Source organism: Micromonospora sp. C28ISP2-4 (assembly GCF_030519385.1).
Taxonomy (GTDB): Bacteria; Actinomycetota; Actinomycetes; order Mycobacteriales; family Micromonosporaceae; genus Micromonospora; species Micromonospora tulbaghiae.
This window is the reverse complement of sequence record NZ_JAUMKG010000002.1, coordinates 510,923-535,012: the sequence shown is the minus strand read 5'-3', so window position 1 is coordinate 535,012 and position 24,090 is coordinate 510,923. Positions and strand designations below refer to the sequence as shown.

Here is a 24,090-nt window from a genome sequence, read left to right as displayed (position 1 = left end):
GCTCAGACCGCGGGCGGCGCCTGCGGTCCGGCCCCGGGCTGCGGGGTAGCCGGCGGGACCGGCGCCGCCGGCGGGACCGGCGGCCACCCCGGCGCGGTGCCCGGCGGGTGCGGCCAGGCGGGCGCGCCGGCCGGCTCCTCGGGCATCAGGAACCACATGATCGGGTACGCGAGCGCGGCGAGCCCGCCGGTGAGCACCGTGGCGGTCGCGAAGATCACCCGGATCAGCGTGGGGTCGGCGGCGAAGTAGCGGCCGAGGCCGCTCGCCACACCGGCGATCATGCGGTCGCTGACCGGTCGACGGAGCTGCTTGTACGGGGCCTGGGAGGGGTTCGGGAAGGTCATGTGTCAACGGTCCCGCGCGCCGCGTCGGCCGACCTCGGTGACCGCCCGGACACTTACCCTGACCCATCCCTGAGGCGCCAGCCAAGAGTCAGGAATCTGACTCTTTTCGATCTCGGTAACCCGGTCCGGGGAGAATTTGCTCCCGTGACCACCTCGCTGGAGCCGCTCCGCAGGATCGCGGCATACGCAGTTTGTGCTGATTCAAACGGCCGAGTGTTGCTGGTCCGCGCATCGGAGCGCTCCGGCACCCCCGGCACCTGGTCGCTCCCCGGAGGAGCGGTCGACCACGGTGAGGACCCCAAACACACGGTCGTACGGGAGACCGCGGCCGAGACCGGGCTCTCGGTGGCGGTCGCCGGCCTCCAGGACGTGCTCGCCGACATGCGGGCGCTGCCCGAGCGACGCATCACGATCCACACCGACCGGCTGCTCTACACCGTGTCGGTCCGCGGCGGGACGCTCACCGAGCGGGTCGACCGCCCGACCGACCTGGCCCGCTGGTTCACCCTCGACGAGGCCCGGGAACTGCCGCTGCGGTCGTTCACCGCGCGTGCCCTGGGCCTGCCCACCTCCACCGACGACATCGTGCCGGAGGAGGTGCCCGAGTTCCCCTCGTTCTACGCCGTCCCCGGCCCGGACGGGCTGCACCGGGCGCAGCGCTTCGCCGCGTACGCGGTGGTGACCGACCCGGAGGAGCGGGTGCTGCTGACCCGGGTGTCCGACGGCTACCCGGGTGCCGGCTGCTGGCATCTGCCCGGCGGCGGCACCGACTACGGCGAGCAGCCGGGCGCGGCGCTGATCCGGGAACTGGTCGAGGAGACCGGGCAGACCGGCCGCCTCGTCGAGCTGCTCGGGGTGGCCAGCCACCGGGACGCCGCCTCGCTCGGCCCGGAGGGCTACCCGATCGACTGGCACGGCGTACGCGCCTTCTACCGGGTGGTGGTCGACCAGCCCGCGCCGCCCACGGTGGCCGACATCGGCGGCTCCACCTGCGAGGCCCGCTGGTTCCGTCGGGAGGAACTCGGCGCCCTCCCCACCGACCGCCTCACCGAGGTGACGGCTGAGGCGGTCCAGGCCGCCCACCTCCTCTGACCCCACACCAGGCGCAACCGCGCCCCATCCCGTGCGCCCCACCCCGGTGATCATGAAGTTGACGGCGGGAAATGTCCGCCTCGGTACCGCTAACCTCATGATCGACGGAGTGGGGCGCTCGGGTGCGGGGGAGTGGTGCGGGTGGAGCAGCGGCGGCGGGTCGGGGCCTACGGGGTGCTGCGGGACTCCGAGGGGCGGGTGTTGCTGGCGCGTGGCTCGGCGAAGTGCCCGTACCCGGGGGTGTGGCAGTTTCCCGGCGGCGGCGTCGAGCACGCGGAGCACCCGGCCGACACCGTGGTACGCGAGTTCGCCGAGGAGACCGGGTTGACCGTCGCGCCCGGCGCGATCCGGGCCGCTGTCGCCGACGTGGCCGCGTTCCGCGCCGAGAACGTCGCCATGCACACCGATCGGTTGATCTTCGACGTGGAGGCGCGCGGCGGGCGGCTGCGGCCCGGGTCCGCCGGCGGCACCGACGAGGTGGGCTGGTACACCCCGGAGGAGGCGGCGAGGCTCCCGCTGATGGTGTTCACCGCCGAGCTGCTCGGCCTACCGGTGACTCCGCTGCCGGGCGACATGCCCCGCGGGCTGCCCGTCGACCCGGCCGGGCCGGCCGCCGACCGCCGGCAGCGCTTCGCCGCGTACGGGCTGGTCACCGACCCGGACGACCGGGTGCTGCTCACCATGATCGCCGACGGCTACCCGGGCGCGGGCCGCTGGCACCTGCCCGGGGGCGGCACCGACCACGGCGAGCAGCCGGCCGCCGGGCTGCTGCGCGAGCTGGTCGAGGAGGCCGGGCAACTGGGCCGGGTGGTCGACCTGATCGCCGTGGACAACCTGCACAACCCGGCCGCGCTCGGCCCGGAGGGCCGCCCGCTGGACTGGCACGGCGTCAGGGTGATCTACCGGGTACGGGTGGACGCGCCGACCGACGCGGTGGTGACCGAGCTGGCCGGCGGCTCGACCGCGCGGGCCGCCTGGTTCGACCCCGATCAGGTGGCCGGTCTGTCGATGACCGACGTGGCGGCCCGGGCCACCGGCCGGCGGGTGACCTGAACCGCTCGCCGAGCCGCCCTGGGTGGCCTCCGGTACAGTCGGAAGTACGGCTGACCGACAAAAACGGGCGTTGAGGCCCGAGATGGGAATGAGTGGGCGGTTCGCGCGGTTAAGGGAGATATAAGTACCGCCGGCAGCTATCGCCAAGCCCCTGTCCCCTGTGCAATGGTGTACTCCGCAAAAGGGCTGCCGGACCCGAAAGGTCCGGCACGAGACAGCCGGACACCCGCCCCGCAGTGGGCGGCCAGCCGATCCGGTGATGGAGGAAACGTGCCGAGAGCCCCATGGCGCCGGCGTCGTACGACTGACAGTCCGCGCCCCGCAGGGCGTCGCTGGGCGGGCAGGTTGCGCCGCAGCAGTACGTTCGCCCGCCAGGTGCTGCTGGTCCGGGTGGGCCGCCGGGACGGCGCGACCGTCTCGGGGACCGACCGGGTCACCCCCGACCACCGTTACGCCGACCGCCAGCGTCTCCGCTACGGCCGGCTCGACACCGACATCGAGGCGGTACGCCCGGTCAGCCCGGCGCTCGCGCCGTCCGCCCCGGTCGACGACGAGTCCCCGGCGATGTCGATCCCGCTCCTGCCGGGTGAACACACCGCCGCCCGCCGGGCCAAGTTCGCGCTCGTCAACGCGTGCACGCTGAGCAGCCTCATGCTCGGCATGCTGGCCATCTTCCTGGCCATGCGCGGTGACGTGCAGATCGCCGCGATCTGCCTGATCGCGTGCGTCGCGTTCGACGGTCTCGACGGCGCGCTGGCCCGCAAGCTCGGTGTGGCCAGCCCGTTCGGCGCGCAGATGGACTCGCTCGCCGACATGTGCTCGTTCGGTCTCGCCGCGCCGGTCGTGGTCTACGCCTCGCTGGCCGGCTCGGTGCCGCCGGCGGCCGCCGCGGTCTCCTGCGCGCTCGTCGCCGCCTGCGCCGCGATCCGGCTCGCCCGGTTCAACGTCTCGCCCAAGGACGGCCGCTTCTTCTGCGGCGTGCCGACCACCATGGCGGCAGCGGTGCTCGCCCTGACCGTGGCCATCGGCGTGCCGGTCTCCGGCCTGGTCATGGTGGCCGGCGTGGCGCTGCTCGCCTTCGCCATGGTGTCCAGCTTCCCGTACGCCAAGCTCGCCCGGCTGCTGAAGCTGCCGCCGTGGCTCTGGCTGGCCCCGGTGGTGGGCGCGCTCGTCGACATCCGGCTCACGTTCGCCCTCGTGGTGGTGGGCTACCTGGTCAGCGGTCCGCTGCTCTGGCTGCACCAGCGCCGTACCGCCTGACCCGAGAACGACAGAAGGGGCGCCGCTCTCGCGGCGCCCCTTCTTCGTGTCCGGCGCTCAGCGCCAGCGGGCGATCACCGTCGCGCCGCCGACCACCTTGTCGCCCGGACCGACGAGCGGGTCCGCGGCGTCGGCCGGCAGGTAGACATCGGTACGCGAGCCGAACCGGATCAGGCCGAAGCGCTCACCCCGGGCCAGCAGCGAACCGACGGGCGCCCGCTGCACGATCCGGCGGGCGATCAGCCCGGTGCGCTGCGCCACCACCACTGTGCCGTGGTCGGTGTCCAGCACCGTGTACGCCGCCACGTTGTGCTCGGCGTCCGGCTTCATGGCGTTGACGAACCCGCCGTCGGCGACGAAGTAGTCGACCACCTTGCCGGCCACCGGCGCGCGGTTGACGTGCACGTCGAGCACCGACAGGAAGACAGCGATCCGCAACCACTCGCCGTCACCGAAGCGCTCGTCCTGCAGGCGCTGCACGGACAGCACCTGACCGTCCGCCGAGGCGACCACCGCCGACGGGTCCTCCGGTACGTCCCGCTCCGGGTCGCGGAAGAACGCGGCCACCGGCGCGGCGGCCAGCGCCGGCAGCAGCCAGAGCTTCGACTTCGGCCGTGCGGCCCGGGCCAGGGCGGCCAGGCCGAGTGTGATGCCCGCGGCGGCCACCCCGTTCGAGTCGATGTGCATGCCCCGGGTCAGCGGCACACTCGACGGCCGGTACGCCGGGGACAGCGAGGCCGCGAGCGTGACCGGCGCCGGGGTGAACCGCAGGTGGTGCACGCGTACCGGCGGGGTGTTGCGCAGCACCAGGTCGGTGCGCACGCCGTGCAGCACGCCCTGCCGGTCCAGCTCGCCGTCGGCGCCCTCGGTGCGGAACAGCGGCGCGGCCACGCTCAGCACCGCGCCCTCGGCGAGGTACTTCGCCAGCCCGTCGACAGCGGCGCGCGCCTCGTCCGCGGTGCCGGTGAACGGCTCGGCGACCACCACCACCGCGGCGGCGTCCGCCTCGGCGAGGGTGTCGACCACGCGTACCCGGTCGGCGACCCAGCGGCCCTGCGCGGTGACGTGTTCGCGCAGCGCGGCCGCCGCGGCGCCCTCCGCCGGCACCACTGTGAGCCGGTCGCCGGGGAGCAGCGCCTCGATCGCGGCGGCCAGCACCGCGGACTCCGGGGTCGCGCCGACCAGCAGGCCGGCCTTCGGGTCGTTACGCCGGGCGAACTCGCTGACGAGCGTGCGGGCGGCGCGCTCGCCGATGCGGACCGCACCGGTGGGACCGGTGACGCGCACGGCGGGGGACTGGGTCATGTCGGACGGGCTCCTGACGAGATAGCGAACGGACGGGGCGGCTCCGGCGACCCGACCGGCGGCTCCGGCATGGTCGGGGGCGGGGCCGGCCGGCGGAGGCGAGATCTCCGCCGACCAGCATAGGCCGCGTCCGAAGGGCGCCGCAGTGGCGCGGTCAGGCCGGATCCCCCGGCGTACGGCGCTGCGGAGCCGCCTCGTCGGCCGGTGGATCGAGTGGCGGCAGTTCGCGGGTGGCCGGCTCCGAGGAGTCGGTGGTGGCCTCGGTGGTCCACTCGTCGGCGCCGTCGGGCGTCTTCGCGCCGGCCGCCGTGTCCACGGCACCGGCCGTGTCCACGGCACCGGCGGCTGTCTCGCGGCCGGTGGCGGGGGAGCCGTACGGCGCCGAGACTGTGGTCTCCGGCGCGGACTGCGGCACGGGCTGCTCCGGTGCGCGGCCGGAGCGCAGCGCGCCGATCAGTCCGAGCAGTCCGATCAGCACCAGCCCGCCGGCCAGGAACCAGCCGACCGGGGGCACGGAGAGGCCGAGGATCCGGGCCAGCAGCCACCAGACGGACAGGCCGAGGAAGACGAGTCCGAAAGCGAACGACACGATGTCGGTACGGTGTGCCTTCACCGGGTCACCTCCAGCTTGCCGGCGTTGACGTGGACGTAGAGGCGCAGCTTGCCGCCACCGGGACCGTCGGCACCCGGGTCGGTTGTCTCCCACTGACGACCGCCGAGCCCGCCGCTGCGCCGGCCGAAGACCGTGGCGTCGCCGGCGTTCACGTCGGCCACCGTGGTCACGTCGACGTTCGGCGGTACGACCACAGTCGCGTTGCCGAGGTTCACGTCGACAGTCACCTGGACGTCCTGCTTGTCGAAGTCGATCCCGCGCAGGTCGAGCGTCGCGTCACCGAGGTTGTTCTCGTACCGGTCGGCCAGGTCGCGCAGGTCGGTCGGCGCCCAGGTGACGTTGCCGTCGATGCCGCGTACCCGGTCGTAGGACTCGGCCACTGTGGCGATGCCGAGCGCCGCCGCTGTCACCAGGCCCAGGGCGATCAGCCAGCGCGCCCGGCCGAACCAGGTACCGACGAGCAGACCGAGGCCGATGGTCGCGAGCACCGCGGCGAAGTAGCCGGCGGCGCCGACCGGGAAGACGTCGAGCAGGTCGAGCATTGCCACCACGCCGAGCGCCAGGAAGATCAGCGAGAACGTGATCGCGCCGAGCGGTGAGCGCTCCTTGGGCCGCTTCGGCGGTCGGGGCGGCCGGACCGGTGGCGGGACGGGCGGCGATCCGGCGTAGGGGCCGTGCGGGGCGAACGGCGGCCGGTAGCCGCCGGGCGGCAGCGGTGCGCCCACCGGCGCGGGCGGCGGCACGGCGGCCGGCTCGTCCAGCCGGGTGCCCGCGTCCGGTGCGCCCGGCCAGGCCGGGTTCGCACCGTGGGTGGGCCAGGCGGCGGTGTCGGCGACCGGGCCGGTCACCTGACGCATCCCCACTGTCGTCGGCTCGGACGGGCCCGGCCGGGTGCCGGCCGCGGCGGGCCACCCCGGCGCCGGCAGCGTCGGGTAGCCGGTAGCCGGCCCGGGCCGGTCCGGCTCGCGCTCCGCGCCGGACGTCGCCGGGTGCCCCGGCTCGGCGGGCGGGTAGCCGGGCTCGGACGCGGTGGCCGGCGGGTAGCCGGGCTCGGAGGCGGTGGCCGGCGGGTAGCCGGGCTCGGAGGCGGTGGCCGGCGGGTAGCCGGGCTCGGCGGGCAGGCCGCTGGACGGCGCCGCTCCGGCGTGTACCGGTCCGGCCGGTGTGCCGGTCCACTGTGCCGCGGGGGGAGCCGCGGCCCAGGTACCCGGCGCCGTGGCCGGCGGGGCGGGCCACGCCACCGGTGGCACCGGGCCCGGCGGAGGACCGTGCGGCGGCGCGGGCTGGGGAGCGCGCTGCCCCGGGCGCTGCTCGCGGTTGAGCAGGAGCGCGCCGCCGATCAGGATCACCGCGCCCAGCAGGATCGCGCGGAAACCGTCGGTGACGACGTAGGCGAAGCCGAGCGCCACCACGATGCCGAGCACGATCACCGTGATCGGGGACATGCTGGACCGGCCCCGGCCGAGCATGGCCTCCACCGGCGAGGCGGTGTCGCCCTCGCCGGGGATGATCAGCCAGCCGGCGACGTACACGATGATCCCGATGCCGCCGAAGAAGCCGAGCACGGCCAGCAGCACGCGCCACAGCACCGGGTCGGTGTTCGTGGCCCGGCCGATGGCGGCGCACACCCCGGCCAGGTAGCGGCCCTCGCGGGGGCGTACCAGGCCGTACCGCGTGGTGAAGCCGGCGGCGCCGGGCGGTGGGGCGTGCCCACCGGGTGGCGGACCGGCGAACGGCGTGCCGCCGCCGGGCGGCGGGGTCGCCTGGCCGGTGGGGGGCGCCGTTCCCGGCGGGGGCGGCGGCGGGGCGTCCTGTGCTGCCGCCCAGGGGCGGGGCGGACGGGCAGCGTCCTCGTTCATGCCTCCGATACTGCTGCCCCGGCGCCCGAGCAGCCTCCGGACCCGACCCTGACCCCACCCTGAGATCCGCCGCCGGTGAAACTCCGGGGCGTCCCCGTGGTCCGGGGTGTCGCCGCCGTGTGACGATCTGAGCGTCGGCGCCACCGGCGCGTCCGCCTCGACCTGGGAGCCTCCGATCAGCAGCACCCCCGCCCCGCACGCCCCGCGCCTCTACCGGGCCACCGAGCACCGGCTGGCCGCCGGGGTGGCCGCGGGCATCGCCGAGCACCTGGGCATCCCGGTGCTGCGGGTACGCGTGGCGTTCATGGTGCTGCTCGGGCTGAGCGGGCTCGGGCTGCTGCTCTACGCCGCCTTCTGGGCGGTGGTCCCGCCCCGCCCCGGCGACACCGCCGTCCCGCCCCGCCGCGACCTGGCCCAGCTGCTGCCGTTCGTGGTGATCGGGCTCGGCGTGCTGCTGCTCCAGGTGGTCGCGTTCAACTCCGTGGGCGCGGCCGGCACCGCCGGGTGGCTGGTGGCGATCATCGCGGTCGGCGCGGGCGTCATCTGGCACCAGTCCGCCCCGGAGCGCCGGCGGCAGTGGGGCGACTCGGCGGTGCCCTGGCTGGGCGCGGTGGTGGAGGAGAGCGACAGGCGCGCGTTCGTGCTGCGCTTCATCGGCGGCGGCGTGCTGGTCGCGGTCGGCATCATCGGCGTGGCGGCCGTCTACTCGCCGGCGCAGAACTTCGACGCGGTGCTCAACGGCGTTATCTTCGCGCTGGTCGGGCTGGCCGGCGTGGGTGTGGTCACCGGTCCGGTGCTCTGGCGCACCTGGAACCAGCTCCGGTCGGAGCGGGAGGGCCGAATCCGCGAGCAGGAGCGCGCCGAACTCGCCGCGATGGTGCACGACCAGGTGCTGCACACGCTGGCCCTGATCCAGCGCAACGCCGGCGACGTCAAGACGGTGCAGCGGCTGGCCCGGGGTCAGGAGCGTTCGCTGCGCAACTGGCTCTACAAGCCGGCCGCCTCGCCCACCGAGCGCTTCGCGGCCGCCCTGGAACAGGCCGCCGCCGAGGTGGAGGACACGTTCGCCATCACCGTCGAGGTGGTGGTGGTCGGCGACCGGGAGACCGACGAACGGGTGGGCGCGATCGTGGCCGCCGCCCGCGAGGCCCTGGTCAACGCGGCCCGGCACGCCGGTGTGCAGACCGTGTCGCTGTACGCCGAGGTGGAGCCGGAGCAGGTGAGCGTGTTCGTCCGGGACCGGGGCAAGGGCTTCGACCCGGATACGGTGGAGAATCACCGGCACGGCGTCCGGGGCTCGATCGTCGGACGGATGAAGCGGCACGGCGGCCGGGCGGAGATCCGGTCCGAGCCGGGGGAAGGGACCGAGGTCCGGCTGATCCTGCCGATCAGCGGCTCCGGCTCCACGGCGGAAAGGGACAAGTGACATGTCCGAGCAGGAACCGGTCGAGGGTACGGCGCCGCGCGGGCCGCTGCGGGTGTTCCTCGTCGACGACCACGCGATGTTCCGGGCCGGCGTCCGTGCCGAGCTGGGGGCGCGGGTGGAGGTCGTCGGCGAGGCCAGCTCGGTGGCCGAGGCGGTGACCAGGATCGCGGCCACCGCGCCGGACGTGGTGCTGCTCGACGTGCACATGCCCGAGGGCGGCGGTCGCGCGGTGCTGGAGGCGATGCGGCGCACCCACCCGCAGGTGCGGTTCCTGGCACTGAGCGTGTCCGACGCCGCAGAGGACGTGATCGGCCTGATCCGCGCCGGCGCGCGGGGGTACGTCACGAAGACGATCTCACCGGAGGAGCTGACCGACGCGATCCGGCGGGTGGCCGACGGCGACGCGGTGTTCAGTCCGCGGCTGGCCGGTTTCGTGCTCGACGCGTTCGCCTCCCGGCCGGACGCGCCGGTGGCCGACCCCGAGCTGGACCAGCTCACCAACCGCGAGCGCGAGGTGCTGCGGCTGCTCGCCCGGGGGTACGCGTACAAGGAGATCGCCAAGGAGCTGTACATCTCGATCAAGACGGTCGAGACGCACGTCTCCAACGTGTTGCGCAAGCTCCAGATGTCGAACCGGTACGAGCTGTCCCGCTGGGCCGCCGACCGCCGGCTGGTCTAGGACTCCACGCCGCCATCGGGGGCGGGGCCTCGGCGGCCTCGTACCCCAGGGGCCCCGCTGGTGCCCGCTCAGTCGGCATGGCATCATCCGGACGGACAAAAAACGCCGCAGTCGTGCGCCCGTCAGGGACGCCGAGCCGGCGCGGTGAACGTCACAGCCCCGCGTGCCGCAGGGACGTCTGTCGACCCCTCTGTGCCCGTCTTGCCTGTTCAGGGCTCTATCGTCCGTACGCTTTGTGATCTTTTCTCAAGTATCGGCAACGTGGCGACCAACTAACGGCTTGATAACGGCACCTTCACGGAAAGGGCCGGTTGGTGTCACAGTGGCAGCACCTCACCCCCCGGTGTGAGGCATCTCGTCGGGCCTGCCGACCACGTGACGTCGTCTTTCGCGCCGCCGCGTGGCCGCCGACCCTGCGCGGTGCCTCGTCCAGGGTGTGGCGCCCGGCGGATCGGTACCCCTGGGGTGTCCCGAATTCCTCTGCGGTAAACCGGCGTCCTGCGGTTCGGGTCGCCGGTGGTGTCACCCCCAAAGACGTGCGTGAAACTCACGACGGAACCAGGTTAGAAAGAGGAGGCCCCTCGGAATGAGAGTCTCGAAGCGGGCGAGCGGCGCGCTCGCGGTGGGCGCGGCATTCGCGCTCGTCGCGTCCGGCTGCTCCAGCGGGAACAACGACGGTGGCGACGCCGGCGCCAGCACGGACGGCGCGATCGTCATCGACGGCACCCAGCCGGAGAACCCCCTGGTTCCGGCGAACACCACCGAGACCGGTGGCGGCGCGATCATCGACTGGATGTGGAGCGGTCTGGTCGAGTACCCCAACAACGGTGGGGCGCCGCAGAACCTGCTCGCCGAGTCGATCGAGACGAGCGACTCGAAGGTCTTCAAGATCAAGATCAAGCAGAACACCAAGTTCCACGACGGCACCACCGTCAAGGCCGAGAGCTTCGTCAAGGCCTGGAACTGGGCGGCGTACGGCCCGAACGGCGCGCAGAACGCCTCCTTCTTCTCCGACATCCAGGGCTTCGACGAGGTCTACACCGAGGACCCGGACGGCCCCGAGGGCCCGAAGAAGGCCCCGGAGCCGAAGGCCAAGGACATGTCCGGCCTGAAGGTCGTCGACGACTGGAACTTCGAGGTCACGCTCGCGGCGCCGACCGCCGTGTTCCCGACCAAGCTCGGTTACAGCGCCTTCATGCCGCTGCCGGACGCGTTCTTCTCGTCCACCCCGGCGGACTTCGGCAAGAAGCCGATCGGTAACGGCCCGGTCAAGCTCGTCTCCTGGCAGGACGACGTCGAGATCAAGCTGACCCGCTTCGACGACTACAGCCTGCGCGACAAGATGAAGATCAAGGACGTCACCGTCAAGATCTACCAGGACGACACGGCGGCGTACAACGACCTGCTCGCCGGCAACCTGGACTTCCAGCAGCAGGTTCCGGTCTCCGCGCTGGCCGGCGACAAGTGGAAGACGGACCTGGGCGAGCGCGCGATCCAGACGACCATCCCGGCGTCCGGCATCATCGCCTTCCCGATCTACGACAAGCGCTTCCAGAACCCGAAGCTGCGCAAGGCGATCTCGATGTCGATCGACCGGCAGGCGATCACCGACAAGATCTTCTTCGGTAACCGCAAGCCGGCCGACAGCTGGGCCAACCCGCTGACCCCGGGTGCCGAGCCGGGCAACTGCACCGCCTGCAAGTTCGACGTGGCCCAGGCCAAGCAGCTCCTCACCGAGGCCGGTGGCTTCCAGGGCAAGCTGACCCTGTCGTACAACGCGGACGCCAGCCACAAGGAGTGGATGGAGGCCGTCGCCCAGCAGATCAAGACCAACCTGGGCATCGACGCGGTCGCCGTCGGCGTGCCGACCTTCGCGGTCTTCCGCGCCAACATCAACGCCTACAAGATGACCGGCATGTACCGGGCCGGCTGGCAGCAGGACTACCCGGACGTGGAGAACTGGATCAACCCGCTCTACGTCACCGGTGGTTCCTCGAACGACGGCAAGTACAGCAACCCGCAGGTGGACGCCCTCGCCAAGGAGGCATCCGCGGCCCCCAGCATCGAGGAGGCCCACAAGAAGTTCGCTGAGGCCGTCAAGCTGATCGACCAGGACGTCCCCTCCGTCCCGGTCTACTTCAACGGTGAGCAGTCCGGTCACTCGGAGAAGATCAAGAAGCTTGAGCTGACCAACGTCGGTGAGCTCGACATCACCTCGGTCGAGCTCTGATCCGAACGGTCTGACCCCGGGTCGGGCTCGCCTACCGGTGAGCCCGACCCGGGGCCGTTCCGCGAGGGGGTGTACAACGGACCCCTCGCTCGTTGTCGCTGCCGCGCCGGTTCACCCGGCGCTCCCTGTCTGGAGGACCACCCCATGGGCCGTTATCTCTTGAGACGGCTGCTGCAACTCGTGCCGGTGTTCATCGGCACGACGTTCCTGATCTACTGGCTCGTCTGGTCCGTGCCTGGTGACCCCTTCGCCGGTAAGTGCGGCGACCGTGGCTGCCCGCCGAACTACCGGGCCATGATGACCGAGAAGTACCATCTCGACGATTCGATCTGGGTGCAGTACGCCAGCTACATGAAGAACCTCGCGCAGGGGGACTTCGGTATCACGTTCGGCGGTCGCGAGATCAGCGACATCATCGCCACGTCGTACCCGAACACCCTGAAGCTGGCGGTGGTCGCTCTCGCCATCGAGGCCGTGATCGGCCTCGGCGCGGGTGTCCTGACCGGTCTGCGGCGTAACGGCTTCCTGGACAACCTGGTCCTGGTCTCCACGCTCTTCCTGATCGCCCTGCCGGTCTTCGTCATCGGCTTCGTGCTGCAGTGGCTGCTCGGCGTCAAGTGGGGCATCATCAACCCGACCGTGTCCAACGAGATGCGGTTCAGCGAACTGATCGTGCCCGGGTTCGTGCTCGGCAGCGCGTCGATGGCGTACGTGGCTCGGGTGGCGCGGACGAGCATCGCCGAGAACCGGCGCGCCGACTACGTCCGCACCGCGATCGCCAAGGGCCTCCCGATGCGCCGCGTGGTGGGTGTGCACCTGCTGCGCAACTCGCTGATCCCGGTGGTCACGCTGCTCGGCACCGACCTCGGCGCCCTGATGGGCGGCGCGATCGTGACCGAGGGCATCTTCGGCATCAACGGCATCGGCCGCCAGGTGCTCCGCTCGATCGTCACCAAGGAGAGCGCTACCGTTGTCGGCATCGTGGTGGTGCTGGTGCTGGTCTATCTCGTGATGAACCTGGTGGTCGACCTGCTCTACGCCGCCCTCGACCCGAGGATCCGCTATGAGTGACCGCCGCAGCGAACGAATCGTCCCAGCAGTCTGCGCGGGTAACCACGCCCGCGCCGAGCGCAGCGAGGTGCGGGCATGAGTGACCCGAGTTCCGCGTCGATCGTGTCGACGCCGCCCGCGACCATGCCCACCGAGGCCGGGTCGGGCGCGCCCACCAACGCCGGCCTGCCGGAGAGCGCGAAGCAGCAGAAGCCGCGCGGCCTGCTCGGCGACGCCTGGATCGACCTGCGGCGCAAGCCGCTGTTCTGGATCTCGGCGACGTTCATCCTGCTGTTCCTCGTGATGGCGGCCTTCCCGTCGCTGTTCACCTCCGGAGACGCGGTCAACGGCGCGCTGGAGCGCAGCCGGGTCGAGCCGTCCTCCTCCGCCTGGTTCGGCTACGACGTGCAGGGCCGCGACGTCTACTCCCGGGTCATCTACGGCGCCCGCGCCTCGATCGTGGTGGCCGTGGTCTCCACCCTCCTGACGCTGCTTTTCGGCGGCGCGATGGGCATCATCGCCGGCTACCGCGGTGGCTGGGTGGACGCGCTGCTGTCCCGTATCGCGGACATCTTCTTCGGCCTGCCGTTCGTACTCGGCTCGATCGTCATCCTGACCACGTTCAACGGGTCCGGCAGCGACAACGGCGAGTGGACGATCATGGGCCTGGTGATCATGTCCCTGAGCGTGCTGAGCTGGCCGGTGGTGATGCGGCTGATGCGCTCCTCGGTGCTCGCCACCAAGGAGGCCGACTACATCGTCGCGGCCCGCGCCCTGGGCGCGAGCACCGGCCGGATCATCCTCAAGCACCTGCTGCCGAACTGCCTGGCCCCGCTGCTGGTGTACGGCACGATCCTGGTGGGCTCGTTCATCGGCGCGGAGGCCACGCTCTCGTTCCTCGGCATCGGCCTGAAGAACCCGGTGGTTTCCTGGGGCATCATGATCAGCGAGGCGCAGAACTACATCCGGGTCTCGCCGTTCCTGCTGTTCTTCCCCGCCGCGTTCCTCGTCACCGCCGTGCTGAGCTTCGTCATGCTCGGCGAGGCGGTCCGCGAGGCCCTCGACCCGAAGCTCCGATAGGGGAACTGAGTTGTCCGACATTCTCGTGTCCGAGCAGTCCGCGCCGGGCGCCGACGGATCCGGCCGCCCCTCGGGCCGCCTGCTCGAGGTCGACGACCTGCGGGTGGAGTTCCGCACCCGGGACGGCGTCGCCAAGGTCATCAACGGAGTCACGTACCACGTCGACGCGGGGGAGACCCTCGCCGTGCTCGGCGAGTCCGGCTCCGGCAAGAGCGTCACCGCGCAGACCATCATGGGCATCCTGGACACCCCGCCCGGCTTCGTCACCGGCGGTAAGGTCCGCTTCCACGGCAAGGACATGCTCACCATGTCCGCCGAGCAGCGGCGGCGGATCCGGGGCGAGGGCATCGCCATGATCTTCCAGGACTCGCTCTCGGCCCTCAACCCGGTTTTCACCGTCGGCTTCCAGATCGCGGAGCAGTTCCGCATCCGGCGCGGCATGAGCCGCTCGGACGCCAAGAAGCGCGCGATCGAGATGCTCGACCAGGTGAAGATCCCCAACGCCAAGGGCCGGTTCAGCAACTACCCGCACCAGTTCTCCGGCGGAATGCGGCAGCGCGCCATGATCGCCATGTCGCTGGCGCTGGACCCCGAGGTGCTGATCGCCGACGAGCCGACCACCGCGCTCGACGTGACCGTGCAGGCCCAGATCATGGACCTGCTCGGCGAGCTCCAGCGGGAACGGCAGATGGGCATGATCCTGATCACCCACGACCTCGGCGTGGTCGCCGACGTCGCGGACCGGATCGCGGTCATGTACGCCGGCCGGATCGTCGAGGAAGCCGACGTCTACGACCTGTACCGCAAGCCGGCGCACCCGTACACGCTCGGCCTGCTCAACTCGATCCCACGCATGGACGAGAAGGGCCAGGAGCTCCGCACCATCAAGGGCCTCCCGCCGAATCTGATGAACATCCCGACGGGCTGCGCGTTCAACCCGCGCTGCCCGATGGCGCAGCCGGTGTGCCGGGAGAAGGTCCCGCCGCTGCTGCAACTGGGCAACGGCCGGGCCAGCGCCTGCCACTTCGCCGAGGAGCTGGTGAACCGTGACTGAGAACATCATCGAGGTCCGTGACCTGGTCAAGCACTACCCCGTGACCCGGGGTGTGGTGTTCAAGAAGACCATCGGCCACGTCAAGGCGGTCGACGGCGTCTCCTTCGACCTCAAGGCCGGCGAGACGCTCGGCGTGGTCGGCGAGTCCGGCTGCGGCAAGTCGACGCTCGCCCGGGTGCTGATGAACCTGGAGAAGCCGACCGGCGGCCAGGTGCTCTACAAGGGCCAGGACATCTCCAAGCTCTCCGGTGGCGCGCTGCGGCGGCTGCGCCGGCAGATCCAGCTGGTGATGCAGGACCCGTACACCTCGCTGAACCCCCGGATGACTGTGGGTGACCTGATCGGCGAGCCGTTCGAGATCCACCCCGAGGTGGCCCCGCGCGGCAGCCGGCGCAGCAAGGTCAAGGAGCTGCTCGACCTGGTCGGCCTCAACCCGGAGCACATCAACCGGTACCCGCACCAGTTCTCCGGCGGTCAGCGGCAGCGCATCGGCATCGCCCGGGCGCTGGCGCTGCGGCCCGAGGTGATCGTCTGCGACGAGCCGGTCTCCGCCCTGGACGTGTCGATCCAGGCCCAGGTGATGAACCTGCTGGAGAAGCTCCAGGCCGAGTTCGGGCTGTCGTACGTCTTCATCGCCCACGACCTGTCCGTGGTGCGGCACCTCTCCGACCGGGTCGCCGTGATGTACCTGGGCAAGATGGTGGAGGTCGGCACCGAGGACGAGATCTACGAGCGGCCGACCCACCCGTACACCCAGGCGCTGCTGTCGGCGGTGCCGGTGCCGGACCCGACCGTGCGGGAGAGCAAGGCGATCATCCGGCTCCAGGGCGACGTGCCGTCGCCGGTCAGCCCGCCCTCGGGCTGCCGGTTCCGCACCCGGTGCTGGAAGGCGCAGGACGTCTGTGCCCAGGAGGTGCCGCTGCTCCAGATCCGGCCGGGCTCGGACCACCCGAGCGCCTGCCACTTCGCGGAGAAGCGGGAGATCGTCGCCACCCACGAGGTGGCCTGATCCGAACCTGACCGCCTGCCGGCGTCGATGACGACGCCGGCAGGCGGTTCGTCGTCTCCGTGGCCGTCACCGCGTCTGCGTGGGCGTCACAGCGGGCCGCGGCCCGCGCGCAGCAGCAGGAGCGCGAGCTGGGTGCCGTCCGCGCCGAGCTCGGACCGGAACCGCTCCAGGATCTCCCGCTCGCGGGAGAGCACCAGCCGGGTGCCGCCGGACGCCATCCGGGTCGCACCGACCTCCTGGGAGAGCGCGGCCCGCTCCTGCCAGAGCGCGATGAGGGTGCGGTCGATCTCGTCGATCCGCCGCCGGATCTCGCCGATCCGCTCCGCCGCCGCCGCGTCGTCGGTGCCGGTCCGGGCCGCCGCGGCCCCGGTCGGGTCGCCGCCGGCCGGCCGGTCGTGCCGCGCCAGGCTGCCGCTGGACTCCACCACGTCAGTCATCATCGTCGTCCCTCTCGGGGCTCGGGCCCGGTACCCGGATCCCGGAACGAAAACGCCCCGGGCTCTGGGGAGCCCGGGGCGTTTCGTAGGTCTGTGATCAGGCGCGACCCACGGCTGCCGGACTCCCGGTGCCGTAGTAAAAGTAGAAGCGCTGATCGAACACGTCGTCGAGTATGCCGACCACGTGGGCGGGCGCGCAAGAAGACGCACCAACAGGTGAGACGTGACGGCGTGCGCGCAGCGGTGGCGCGGGCGGGGAAGTGTCCGCCCGGCGGCATAGACTCGGGCTGCGATGCATCCTCTCTTCGACATTCCCGCGTCCCCGCCCGCGCCGGAGTCCCGGCCGACCCCGCCGCGCCGTCCCGGGGGCGCCGGGTCGGACCCGGGCGCCCTCCTCGACGGCCTGAACGGCCCCCAACGGGACGCGGTGACCCACGCCGGCTCCCCGCTGCTGATCGTGGCCGGCGCCGGTTCCGGCAAGACCCGGGTGCTGACCAACCGGATCGCCTACCTGCTCGCCGCCCGCGACGTGCACCCCGGCGAGATCATCGCGATCACGTTCACCAACAAGGCCGCCGGTGAGATGAAGGAGCGGGTGGCCGCGCTGGTCGGCCCGCGCGCCCGGCTCATGTGGGTCTCGACGTTCCACTCCGCCTGCGTACGCATCCTGCGCGCCGAGCACGAGCACGCCGGCCTGAAGTCGACGTTCTCGATCTACGACGCGGACGACTCGCGCCGGTTGATGCAGATGGTCGCCCGCGAGCTGGACCTGGATCCGAAGCGCTACCCGGCCCGGGGCCTGGCCGCCCAGGTGTCGAACCTGAAGAACGAGCTGGTCGACCCGGAGGAGTTCGCCGGCCGGGCCAAGGGGCCGAACGAGCGGGCGCTGGCCGAGGCGTACACGCTCTACCAGCGGCGGCTGCGCGAGGCGCACGCGCTGGACTTCGACGACCTGATCATGACGACTGTGCACCTGCTCCAGTCGCACCCGCACGTGGCGGAGAGCTACCGGCGCCGGTTCCGGCACGTGCTGGTGGACGAATACCAGGACACCAACCACGCCCAGTACGTGCTGATCAAGGAGCTGGTCTCCGGGACCGAGGGGATCCCGCCGGCCGAGCTGTGCGTGGTCGGTGACGCCGACCAGTCGATCTACGCGTTCCGCGGCGCGACCATCCGCAACATCCTGGAGTTCGAGAGGGACTTCACCGACGCCCGCACGATCCTGCTGGAGCAGAACTACCGCTCGACCCAGACCATCCTGAACGCGGCCAACGCGGTGATCGACCGGAACACCTCCCGGAAGCCGAAGCGGCTGTGGAGCGACGCCGGGTCCGGCGAGCAGATCGTCGGGTACGTCGCCGACACCGAGCACGCCGAGGCCGACTGGGTGGCCCGGGAGATCGACCGGCTGGTCGACGAGGGCGAGACCCGCCCGGGTGACGTGGCGGTGTTCTACCGCACCAACGCCATGTCCCGGGTGTTCGAGGAGGTGTTCATCCGGGTCGGCCTGCCCTACAAGGTGGTCGGCGGGGTGCGCTTCTACGAGCGCAAGGAGGTCCGCGACGCGCTCGCGTACCTGCGCGCGGTGGTGAACGACGACGACACGGTCAGCCTGCGCCGGGTGCTCAACACCCCGCGCCGGGGCATCGGCGAGCGCGCCGAGGCGTGCGTGGAGGCGCTGGCCGCTCGGGACCGCATCTCCTTCGGCGCCGCGCTGCGCCGGGCCAAGGACGCACCGGGCATCTCCACCCGGGCGGCGAACGGCATCGCCGAGTTCGTCGCGCTGCTCGACGCGGCGCGGGAGCTGGCCGACACCGGCACGCCGGAGGAGGTGCTGGAGGCGGTGCTGACCCGCTCGGGCTACCTGGCCGAGCTGGAGGAGAGCCTCGACCCGCAGGACGCCGGGCGGGTGGACAACCTCCAGGAACTGGTGAGCGTCGCCCGGGAGTACACCGAGCGGATCGAGGCGCTCGGCGCCGACGACGAGCGGGCCACGCTCGCCGGCTTCCTGGAGCAGGTGGCGCTCGTCGCCGACGCCGACCAGATCCCCTCCGACGACCCGGACCATCAGGGTGTCGTCACGCTGATGACGCTGCACACCGCCAAGGGCCTGGAGTTCCCGGTGGTCTTCCTGACCGGCCTGGAGGACGGCGTCTTCCCGCACCTGCGCTCGCTCGGCGACACCCGTGAGCTGGAGGAGGAGCGGCGGCTGGCGTACGTCGGCATCACCCGGGCCCGCCAGCGTCTCTACCTGTCCCGCGCGGTGACCCGGTCGGCGTGGGGCGCGCCCGCCTACAACCCGCCGTCGCGGTTCCTGGAGGAGCTGCCCCCGGAGCTGGTCCGCTGGGAGCGCACCGAGGGGTCGTACACCTCGTGGGGCGGCGGAGGCGGTGGCGTCGGCGGCCGGGCGGACCGGCTGGGCCGCGGCGGCTTCGCCGGCGGCACGCCCAAGGCGACCGAGCTGGCGAAGCGGCTGGGCGTGGACGCCAGCCGCCTGGCCACCGCGAGCGAGCTGAAGCAGGCCCCGAAGGTCTCGGTGGGCGACCGGGTCAACCACCAGCGGTACGGCCTGGGCCGGGTGCTGGCGGTGGAGGGCGCCGGGCCGGGCGCCCGGGCCCAGATCGACTTCGGCGACCAGACCATGTGGCTGGTGCTGCGGCACGCCCCGATCGACAAGCTCTGAGCGTCAGGCGGTCATAACCCGGCAGCACTCAACCCGGGCGTCGCCGGTCGCGTCTTCCTCTGCATCCGCTCGTGGACGCGAGACGGATGCGACCTGGAGGTGGCGTGAGTCGCGACGAGGACGACGAACAGTTCCGGCTGTTCGTCAAAGGACAGTGGGGAAGGCTGGTCCGCACCGCCTACCTGCTGACCGGCGACCGGGGGACAGCCGAGGACCTGGTCCAGTCGGCGCTGGAGAAGACCCATCGGCGCTGGGGGAGGGTGCTGCGCAGGGACGCCCCCGAGGTCTACGTACGCCGGGCGATGGTCAACACGGCCATCTCCTGGCGGCGCCGGCGACGGCCGCTGGAGGTGCCGTTGCTGACCACCGACAGCGCGCCGGTGCCGGACCCCTATGCGCAGGTGGAGGAGCGGCGACTGCTGCTCATGGCGCTGCGCCGGTTGCCGCCCAGAACCCAGGCCGTTCTGGTGCTGCGCTACTTCGAGGATCTCAGCGAGGCGGACACCGCCCGGGTTCTCGGCTGCTCCGTCGGCTCGGTGAAGAGCCAGGCGTCGCGCGGGCTGGCCCGGCTGCGGGCGGAGTTCGCCCCGCCCGGCCCCGCATCACCGGTACGGCTTCAGGAGGACCCCGCATGACCGAGAACTTCGCCCGTTCGACGCTCGGTCCGGCGCTGTGCCAGGCCGCGCACGGTGTCGGCGTACCCGAGGACCCGTGGCCGGGGTTTGCCCGGCGCGAGCGACGGCACCGGCGCAACCGGCTGATCCGGACGGCGGTGGCAGCGGTCGTGGCCGCGCTCGTCGGGGTCCAGGCCAACGTGGTGCCCCTCCCGGGCTGGGCGCCCGGCATCGCGGTCGCCGCCGCACCGGCGGCGCTGCTCGACGCGCCGCCCCGCGGCGCGCTGGCAGGCGATCGGGCCTGGCTGGACTCGCTGCGGGAGCGGATCAGCGCCGATCCGGTGATGGGCGCGCCCACCTCACTGGGCGGCTCGAAGCCGGCCGGCTTGTGGAAGGTCGGCGATCGCGCCCGGATCCGTCTGCTCTACGGCAGTGACCAGCCGGGCCGCCGGGTCGCGCTGGTGGCCGTGCCGCTGCGGTTCGGCCTGCTCACCAAGGAGGCGCTGGTCTGGTACGTGGGCCCGGCCGGGGCCGGCGCCGGGCAGATGCGCTACGCCGGTCACAGCGAGGGCGTCGACGACCCGGTCATGACTCTGATGCAGGCCGGTCCGGACGGGGGCGCATTCGCGGTCGTCGTCGGGCCCGCGGAATCAACTGTGACGATCAGCGGCGACCCTCGGTACACGCCGAGGGGAACGCTGGAGTACGAGGACATCGCGAGGGCGGACGGCAGCGGGGTCGGGTTCGTCGTCCTGCCCCCCGGACCGCTGCGGCGCGAACCCGTCGTCCGGGTCAGCGGCGACAACCGTGTGCTCTTCCAAGGCGGCCTGGGCGGCGGTCCGTATGCCGGGCTCGACCCGACCGCGCGGGAGATGGACGTCCTGCTCACCGCCGCCCGGCGGGGCGCCCGAGGCACGCCGCTGGCCGACGCCGACCTGCGCGAGGTCGTCGGATGGGCACTCCTCGACAGTCGCCTCCCGGTGGCCGGGACGACGGTACGGGTGCGGTGGTCGGGCAGCGAGGTCGGCCGGCCCGCCGCGCTGCTCACCGTGCAGCACCGGGGCGGCGGGGTGATCGCGTACGCCATGCACGGCGACGACCGCACCGGCTGGTGGATCGACCTGCGGCTGCTGCTGCCGGCGGAGGGCGCCGACCGGAGGCCGATCGGCTGGCGGATCCGCGCCGACGACGGCACTCGTCCGCCCACCGGCCAGGTGCGGGTGGTCGCCCCGCCGGACGCGGCCCGGGTCACGGTCACGGTCGGCGGCGCATCCCCGGTCGCCGTCACGCTCGACGCGTCGAACGCCGGCATCACCCGGGTGCCACCGGACCAGCCGGCCACCCTCACCGCGTACGCCACCGACGGCAGCGTCCTCGGCACCACTCCGGTGCCGCCGGTGGAGGCCGACATGTCGGGTCTGCCGGGCGACCACCCGGGCCACCCCGGGTGACTCCCGACGAAATCGCAGGCGTGGCCGAGCCGAGACGGCTCGGCCACGCCGAAGGATCGCCCGCGGTCAGCAGGCCATCGCCGATGCCCCGGGCGCCGGAACGGCGCCGGGTCGATCTGGTTCCACATCGCGCCCTGATGCACCTCGAAGTGCAGGTGCGGGCCGGTGGAGTCGCCGGTGGAGCCCTCGTAGCCGATGACCTCACCGGCCTTGACCGTGTCGCCCACGGCGACGGCGAGCCGGCTCTGGTGGGCGTAGTGGGTCAGGTAGCCGTTGTGGTGGTCGATGAAGACCGAGATGCCGTAGCCGTCGCCCACGTCGCCGGCCTTGACCACGGTGCCCGCCGCGGCGGCGTGGATCGGCGTGCCGGCCGGCATGGCGAAGTCGATGCCGGCGTGCTGGGTGCCCCAGCGGGGCCCGTAGCAGGACGTGATGTCGGCGCCCTTCATCGGGACGACCCAGGCCGGCTTCTTCGCCGCTGTCTTCTTCTTCGGCTTGGGCTTGGGTTTCGCGGTCGCCGTCTTCTTCGGCGCCGGGGTGGTCGTGGTCGCGCTCGGGCTCGGCGAGGGGCTGGCCGGTACGGCGGACGGGGTGACCGGCTCGCGGGCCGAGCGGTCGGCGCGGGCGGCGTCGTCGGCGCGGGCCGCTGCGCCGAGGTCGACGGCGGCGGGCGTCGGGTCGGACGGGGCGGTGGTGGCGACCACGCCACCGATGCCGAGGCCGAGCAGGGCCACCGCGCCGGTGACCACGTAAACGGTGCGCCGGGCGCGGCGCGGGCGCCGATGCCGGGCGGGAGCGTTGTCCGGGGTGGGGCTGCTGTGCTGCACGGGATCCTTCATCGGTTTCGAGGGGCACGTGACCTCGAAATACTGGTGTCGGTGCAGGTCGCAGCGGGTATCGGGGGGTGTGGAGGCGATGGCCCGGCCTCCACCGCCCGTCCGGTTTCAGACCGGCCGGCCGGTTCGGCCGAAGAGACGATCATCAGCCCCTGTGCTGCCGCTCACACCTGGCGGTGTGACCTGGCAGACATCGGCGCAGACGAAACCGCCCGGACCATGCGATCCGGGCGGTGAAGGGGCGTACGGAGCGTCAGGACGCGGCTACGTCGCTGTAAACTTCCTCGACTTCGAGCTGAATGTCCACTCCGCGGTCCTTGAGGAACGCCACCGGGTCCTGCGGCTGGCCCTTGACATGGATCTCCAGGTGCAGGTGGGAGCCGTAGGAGTGGCCGGTGTTGCCGACCAGGCCGAGCTGGTCGCCGGCCTTCACCTCCTGGCCCTCCTTGACCGTCACCGCGGAGGAGTGGCCGTAGATGGCCTCGCTGCCGTCGGAGTGCTTGACGATGACGGCGTAGCCGTAGCCGCCGAACCAGCCGGCCTTGGTGACGGTGCCGGCGTGGACCGCCTTGTAGGGCGTGCCCTCCGGGGCGACCAGGTCGATGCCGGTGTGCAGCTTGCCCCAGCGCATGCCGTACGGGGACTTGAAGTCGTAGCCGTGCAGCGGCAGGAGCCACGGGTCCTGCTCGGCGGCCCTGCTGTCGGAGCGGTCGGAACGGGAGGCGGTGTCCGCGCTCTTGCCGCGGTCGGCGGCGTCCTGGCTGGCGACCGAGGCCTGCCGGAGCTCGTCGAGGACCGAAGGGCTGACGCTCTTGGCGTCGGGAAGGGCGTTCGCGCCGATGGCGACGATGCCGGCGCCGACGAACGCGGTGGTGACCACCGCGGCGTAGCGGCTCCGCGGGGGGGTGGGTACGCGGCGGCGGCCTCGATAGCGATCGGGCTCAGACGACAGGCGCTGGCGCACGCACACCCTCCGTTGTCGGGGATCCGATGCGACTCCGGACCGTTCGGTGAAACTCGGTTGAACCTCCGGTGTCGCGTCGTCACCCGTCCGTGGACTCGATGACAACCGTGGACACGTTAGCCAACCGCCACTCCTGTCACAAGCCGAAGCGCCGAAATGCTGATTCGTTATGTCCAATTCCATCCGACCTTGTCATATCTCGTGCCGCCGGTCGGATGGCCTGTTCACTGCCCATTCGTCGCGGACAGTGACCGAACGGCGGAGGTGTCCGGCTTTCCGCGTACCCGGGTGGGCGGTAGGGGGACGGCTCGTATGTGGGAAGGTCCGGCCCGGCTTCCCGCCTCCCGCCCGGCCGGGTTACCGTTCGTTCAGGTCAGGAGTGCCGGTGAAAGGTGTGCGCAGATGAGCTCTCGTATCCGGGTCGTCGTCGCGAAGCCCGGCCTGGACGGCCACGACCGGGGCGCGAAGGTCGTCGCACGCGCCCTGCGGGACGCGGGCATGGAGGTCATCTACACCGGCCTGCACCAGACGCCCGAGCAGATCGTCGAGACCGCGATCCAGGAGGACGCGGACGCGGTCGGCCTCTCCGTGCTCTCCGGCGCGCACATGACGCTGTTCAAGCGCGTCGTCGAACTGCTCGCCGAGCGCGACGCCACCGACATCGTGGTGTTCGGCGGCGGCATCATCCCCGAGGCCGACATCCCGGAGCTGGAGCGGCTCGGCGTCGCGAAGATCTTCACTCCGGGCGCCACCACCGGGTCGATCGTTGAGTGGGTGCGGGCGAACGTCGCCCAGCCGGTCGGCTGACCCGGCCGCGATCCCGCCGTTCCGGCTCCGGCTTCCGGCTCCGGCGCTTCCAGTACCGGTGTTTCCGGCTCCGGGCACGGGGGAGGGGCCGGACGCACCCCTCACACGCCCGGCCCCTCTATGCACGATGCCCCGCCGCCACCCCTCGACCGACAGGGCATCGGCCGCTCCCGTCGCCGCGCTTGACCAGCGCGCCGACATCACACTCAACGACGCCCCCGACGGGCGGTTACGCCCCGGC

General features: G+C 72.1%; 20 protein-coding genes and 1 pseudogene. 14 read left to right on the top strand and 7 right to left on the bottom strand.

Translation table 11 applies throughout. From position 1 onward, the window contains the following. Positions 1 to 2: 2 nt before the first annotated feature. Complete coding sequence (locus Q3W68_RS11240) at positions 3 to 344, bottom strand: PspC domain-containing protein (RefSeq protein ID WP_302905369.1); 342 nt, start codon at positions 342 to 344, stop codon at positions 3 to 5. Between the two features lie 144 nt (positions 345 to 488). Between Q3W68_RS11240 and Q3W68_RS11235 the strand changes: the two genes are divergently transcribed. The 3 genes from Q3W68_RS11235 to Q3W68_RS11225 all read left to right on the top strand — a co-directional run bounded on the left by Q3W68_RS11235 (position 489) and on the right by Q3W68_RS11225 (position 3,749). Next, a complete protein-coding gene (locus Q3W68_RS11235) occupies positions 489 to 1,436 on the top strand; it encodes an NUDIX hydrolase (RefSeq protein WP_120573154.1) in 948 nt (315 codons plus the stop codon). Between the two features lie 141 nt (positions 1,437 to 1,577). Continuing rightward, positions 1,578 to 2,489, top strand: a complete 912-nt coding sequence (locus Q3W68_RS11230; protein ID WP_302905368.1) for an NUDIX hydrolase — start codon at positions 1,578 to 1,580, stop codon at positions 2,487 to 2,489. 345 nt (positions 2,490 to 2,834) lie between these two features. After that, positions 2,835 to 3,749, top strand: a complete 915-nt coding sequence (locus tag Q3W68_RS11225; protein ID WP_302905367.1) for a phosphatidylcholine/phosphatidylserine synthase — start codon at positions 2,835 to 2,837, stop codon at positions 3,747 to 3,749. A 57-nt stretch (positions 3,750 to 3,806) separates the two neighbouring features. Here the strand turns inward: Q3W68_RS11225 and Q3W68_RS11220 are convergent, their stop codons facing one another. The 3 genes from Q3W68_RS11220 to Q3W68_RS11210 all read right to left on the bottom strand — a co-directional run bounded on the left by Q3W68_RS11220 (position 3,807) and on the right by Q3W68_RS11210 (position 7,526). Further along, positions 3,807 to 5,054, bottom strand: a complete 1,248-nt coding sequence (locus Q3W68_RS11220; protein WP_302905366.1) for a phosphatidylserine decarboxylase — start codon at positions 5,052 to 5,054, stop codon at positions 3,807 to 3,809. A 154-nt stretch (positions 5,055 to 5,208) separates the two neighbouring features. Beyond that, positions 5,209 to 5,667, bottom strand: a complete 459-nt coding sequence (locus Q3W68_RS11215) for a hypothetical protein (protein WP_302905365.1) — start codon at positions 5,665 to 5,667, stop codon at positions 5,209 to 5,211. Beyond that, positions 5,664 to 7,526 carry a PspC domain-containing protein gene (locus Q3W68_RS11210; RefSeq protein ID WP_302905364.1) on the bottom strand — a complete coding sequence of 621 codons (1,863 nt, stop codon included), beginning with the start codon at positions 7,524 to 7,526 and terminating at the stop codon, positions 5,664 to 5,666. Before Q3W68_RS11210 ends, Q3W68_RS11215 begins: the two co-directional genes overlap by 4 nt. Positions 7,527 to 7,701: 175 nt before the next feature. On the opposite strand from Q3W68_RS11210, the gene Q3W68_RS11205 reads away from it, so the two are divergent. From Q3W68_RS11205 to Q3W68_RS11175, 7 genes are all read left to right on the top strand, one after another. Next, positions 7,702 to 8,952: an ATP-binding protein gene (locus Q3W68_RS11205; protein WP_302905691.1), complete on the top strand. Its 1,251-nt coding sequence runs from the start codon at positions 7,702 to 7,704 to the stop codon at positions 8,950 to 8,952. Position 8,953: 1 nt separating this feature from the next. Further along, entirely contained in the window at positions 8,954 to 9,631 is a 678-nt protein-coding gene (locus Q3W68_RS11200; protein WP_302905363.1) for a response regulator transcription factor, read from the top strand. A 586-nt stretch (positions 9,632 to 10,217) separates the two neighbouring features. Further along, positions 10,218 to 11,861, top strand: a complete 1,644-nt coding sequence (locus Q3W68_RS11195) for an ABC transporter substrate-binding protein (RefSeq protein WP_302905362.1) — start codon at positions 10,218 to 10,220, stop codon at positions 11,859 to 11,861. 144 nt (positions 11,862 to 12,005) lie between these two features. Beyond that, positions 12,006 to 12,932, top strand: a complete 927-nt coding sequence (locus tag Q3W68_RS11190) for an ABC transporter permease (RefSeq protein WP_302905361.1) — start codon at positions 12,006 to 12,008, stop codon at positions 12,930 to 12,932. Between the two features lie 75 nt (positions 12,933 to 13,007). Then, the gene (locus Q3W68_RS11185; protein ID WP_302905360.1) at positions 13,008 to 13,991 is read left to right on the top strand and encodes an ABC transporter permease; all 984 of its coding nucleotides are present in this window, start codon (positions 13,008 to 13,010) and stop codon (positions 13,989 to 13,991) included. 25 nt (positions 13,992 to 14,016) lie between these two features. Next, a complete protein-coding gene (locus tag Q3W68_RS11180) occupies positions 14,017 to 15,045 on the top strand; it encodes an ABC transporter ATP-binding protein (protein WP_302905690.1) in 1,029 nt (342 codons plus the stop codon). Then, the gene (locus tag Q3W68_RS11175) at positions 15,038 to 16,054 is read left to right on the top strand and encodes an ABC transporter ATP-binding protein (protein WP_302905359.1); all 1,017 of its coding nucleotides are present in this window, start codon (positions 15,038 to 15,040) and stop codon (positions 16,052 to 16,054) included. Before Q3W68_RS11180 ends, Q3W68_RS11175 begins: the two co-directional genes overlap by 8 nt. Before the next feature lie 86 nt (positions 16,055 to 16,140). Here the strand turns inward: Q3W68_RS11175 and Q3W68_RS11170 are convergent, their stop codons facing one another. Next, positions 16,141 to 16,494, bottom strand: coding sequence for a chorismate mutase (locus Q3W68_RS11170; protein WP_013288519.1), 354 nt, complete (start codon positions 16,492 to 16,494; stop codon positions 16,141 to 16,143). A gap of 289 nt (positions 16,495 to 16,783) precedes the next feature. Between Q3W68_RS11170 and pcrA the strand changes: the two genes are divergently transcribed. The 3 genes from pcrA to Q3W68_RS11155 all read left to right on the top strand — a co-directional run bounded on the left by pcrA (position 16,784) and on the right by Q3W68_RS11155 (position 21,242). Continuing rightward, positions 16,784 to 19,177 carry a DNA helicase PcrA gene (pcrA, locus tag Q3W68_RS11165; RefSeq protein ID WP_302905358.1) on the top strand — a complete coding sequence of 798 codons (2,394 nt, stop codon included), beginning with the start codon at positions 16,784 to 16,786 and terminating at the stop codon, positions 19,175 to 19,177. Positions 19,178 to 19,281: 104 nt separating this feature from the next. Next, the gene (locus Q3W68_RS11160) at positions 19,282 to 19,812 is read left to right on the top strand and encodes a SigE family RNA polymerase sigma factor (protein ID WP_302905357.1); all 531 of its coding nucleotides are present in this window, start codon (positions 19,282 to 19,284) and stop codon (positions 19,810 to 19,812) included. Continuing rightward, positions 19,809 to 21,242: a hypothetical protein gene (locus Q3W68_RS11155; protein ID WP_302905356.1), complete on the top strand. Its 1,434-nt coding sequence runs from the start codon at positions 19,809 to 19,811 to the stop codon at positions 21,240 to 21,242. Before Q3W68_RS11160 ends, Q3W68_RS11155 begins: the two co-directional genes overlap by 4 nt. 98 nt (positions 21,243 to 21,340) lie before the next feature. Here Q3W68_RS11155 and Q3W68_RS11150 read toward each other — a convergent pair. Continuing rightward, positions 21,341 to 22,081: pseudogene (locus tag Q3W68_RS11150) on the bottom strand (M23 family metallopeptidase); the annotation flags it as partial. A 250-nt stretch (positions 22,082 to 22,331) separates the two neighbouring features. After that, positions 22,332 to 23,042, bottom strand: a complete 711-nt coding sequence (locus Q3W68_RS11145) for a M23 family metallopeptidase (RefSeq protein WP_302905355.1) — start codon at positions 23,040 to 23,042, stop codon at positions 22,332 to 22,334. Positions 23,043 to 23,444: 402 nt separating this feature from the next. Here Q3W68_RS11145 and Q3W68_RS11140 point away from each other — a divergent pair, with 402 nt between their 5' ends. Then, positions 23,445 to 23,849 carry a cobalamin B12-binding domain-containing protein gene (locus tag Q3W68_RS11140; protein WP_302905354.1) on the top strand — a complete coding sequence of 135 codons (405 nt, stop codon included), beginning with the start codon at positions 23,445 to 23,447 and terminating at the stop codon, positions 23,847 to 23,849. Positions 23,850 to 24,090 lie beyond the last annotated feature (241 nt).

Excerpts from the sequence above, each read along its gene's own strand:
- Q3W68_RS11240 (WP_302905369.1), bottom strand. The coding sequence starts at position 344 with ATGACCTTCCCGAACCCCTCCCAGGCCCCGTACAAGCAGCTCCGTCGA.
- Q3W68_RS11220 (WP_302905366.1), bottom strand. The coding sequence starts at position 5,054 with ATGACCCAGTCCCCCGCCGTGCGCGTCACCGGTCCCACCGGTGCGGTC.
- Q3W68_RS11210 (WP_302905364.1), bottom strand. The coding sequence starts at position 7,526 with ATGAACGAGGACGCTGCCCGTCCGCCCCGCCCCTGGGCGGCAGCACAG.
- Q3W68_RS11200 (WP_302905363.1), top strand. The coding sequence starts at position 8,954 with ATGTCCGAGCAGGAACCGGTCGAGGGTACGGCGCCGCGCGGGCCGCTG.
- Q3W68_RS11195 (WP_302905362.1), top strand. The coding sequence starts at position 10,218 with ATGAGAGTCTCGAAGCGGGCGAGCGGCGCGCTCGCGGTGGGCGCGGCA.
- Q3W68_RS11190 (WP_302905361.1), top strand. The coding sequence starts at position 12,006 with ATGGGCCGTTATCTCTTGAGACGGCTGCTGCAACTCGTGCCGGTGTTC.
- Q3W68_RS11185 (WP_302905360.1), top strand. The coding sequence starts at position 13,008 with ATGAGTGACCCGAGTTCCGCGTCGATCGTGTCGACGCCGCCCGCGACC.
- Q3W68_RS11170 (WP_013288519.1), bottom strand. The coding sequence starts at position 16,494 with ATGATGACTGACGTGGTGGAGTCCAGCGGCAGCCTGGCGCGGCACGAC.
- pcrA (WP_302905358.1), top strand. The coding sequence starts at position 16,784 with ATGCATCCTCTCTTCGACATTCCCGCGTCCCCGCCCGCGCCGGAGTCC.
- Q3W68_RS11155 (WP_302905356.1), top strand. The coding sequence starts at position 19,809 with ATGACCGAGAACTTCGCCCGTTCGACGCTCGGTCCGGCGCTGTGCCAG.
- Q3W68_RS11140 (WP_302905354.1), top strand. The coding sequence starts at position 23,445 with ATGAGCTCTCGTATCCGGGTCGTCGTCGCGAAGCCCGGCCTGGACGGC.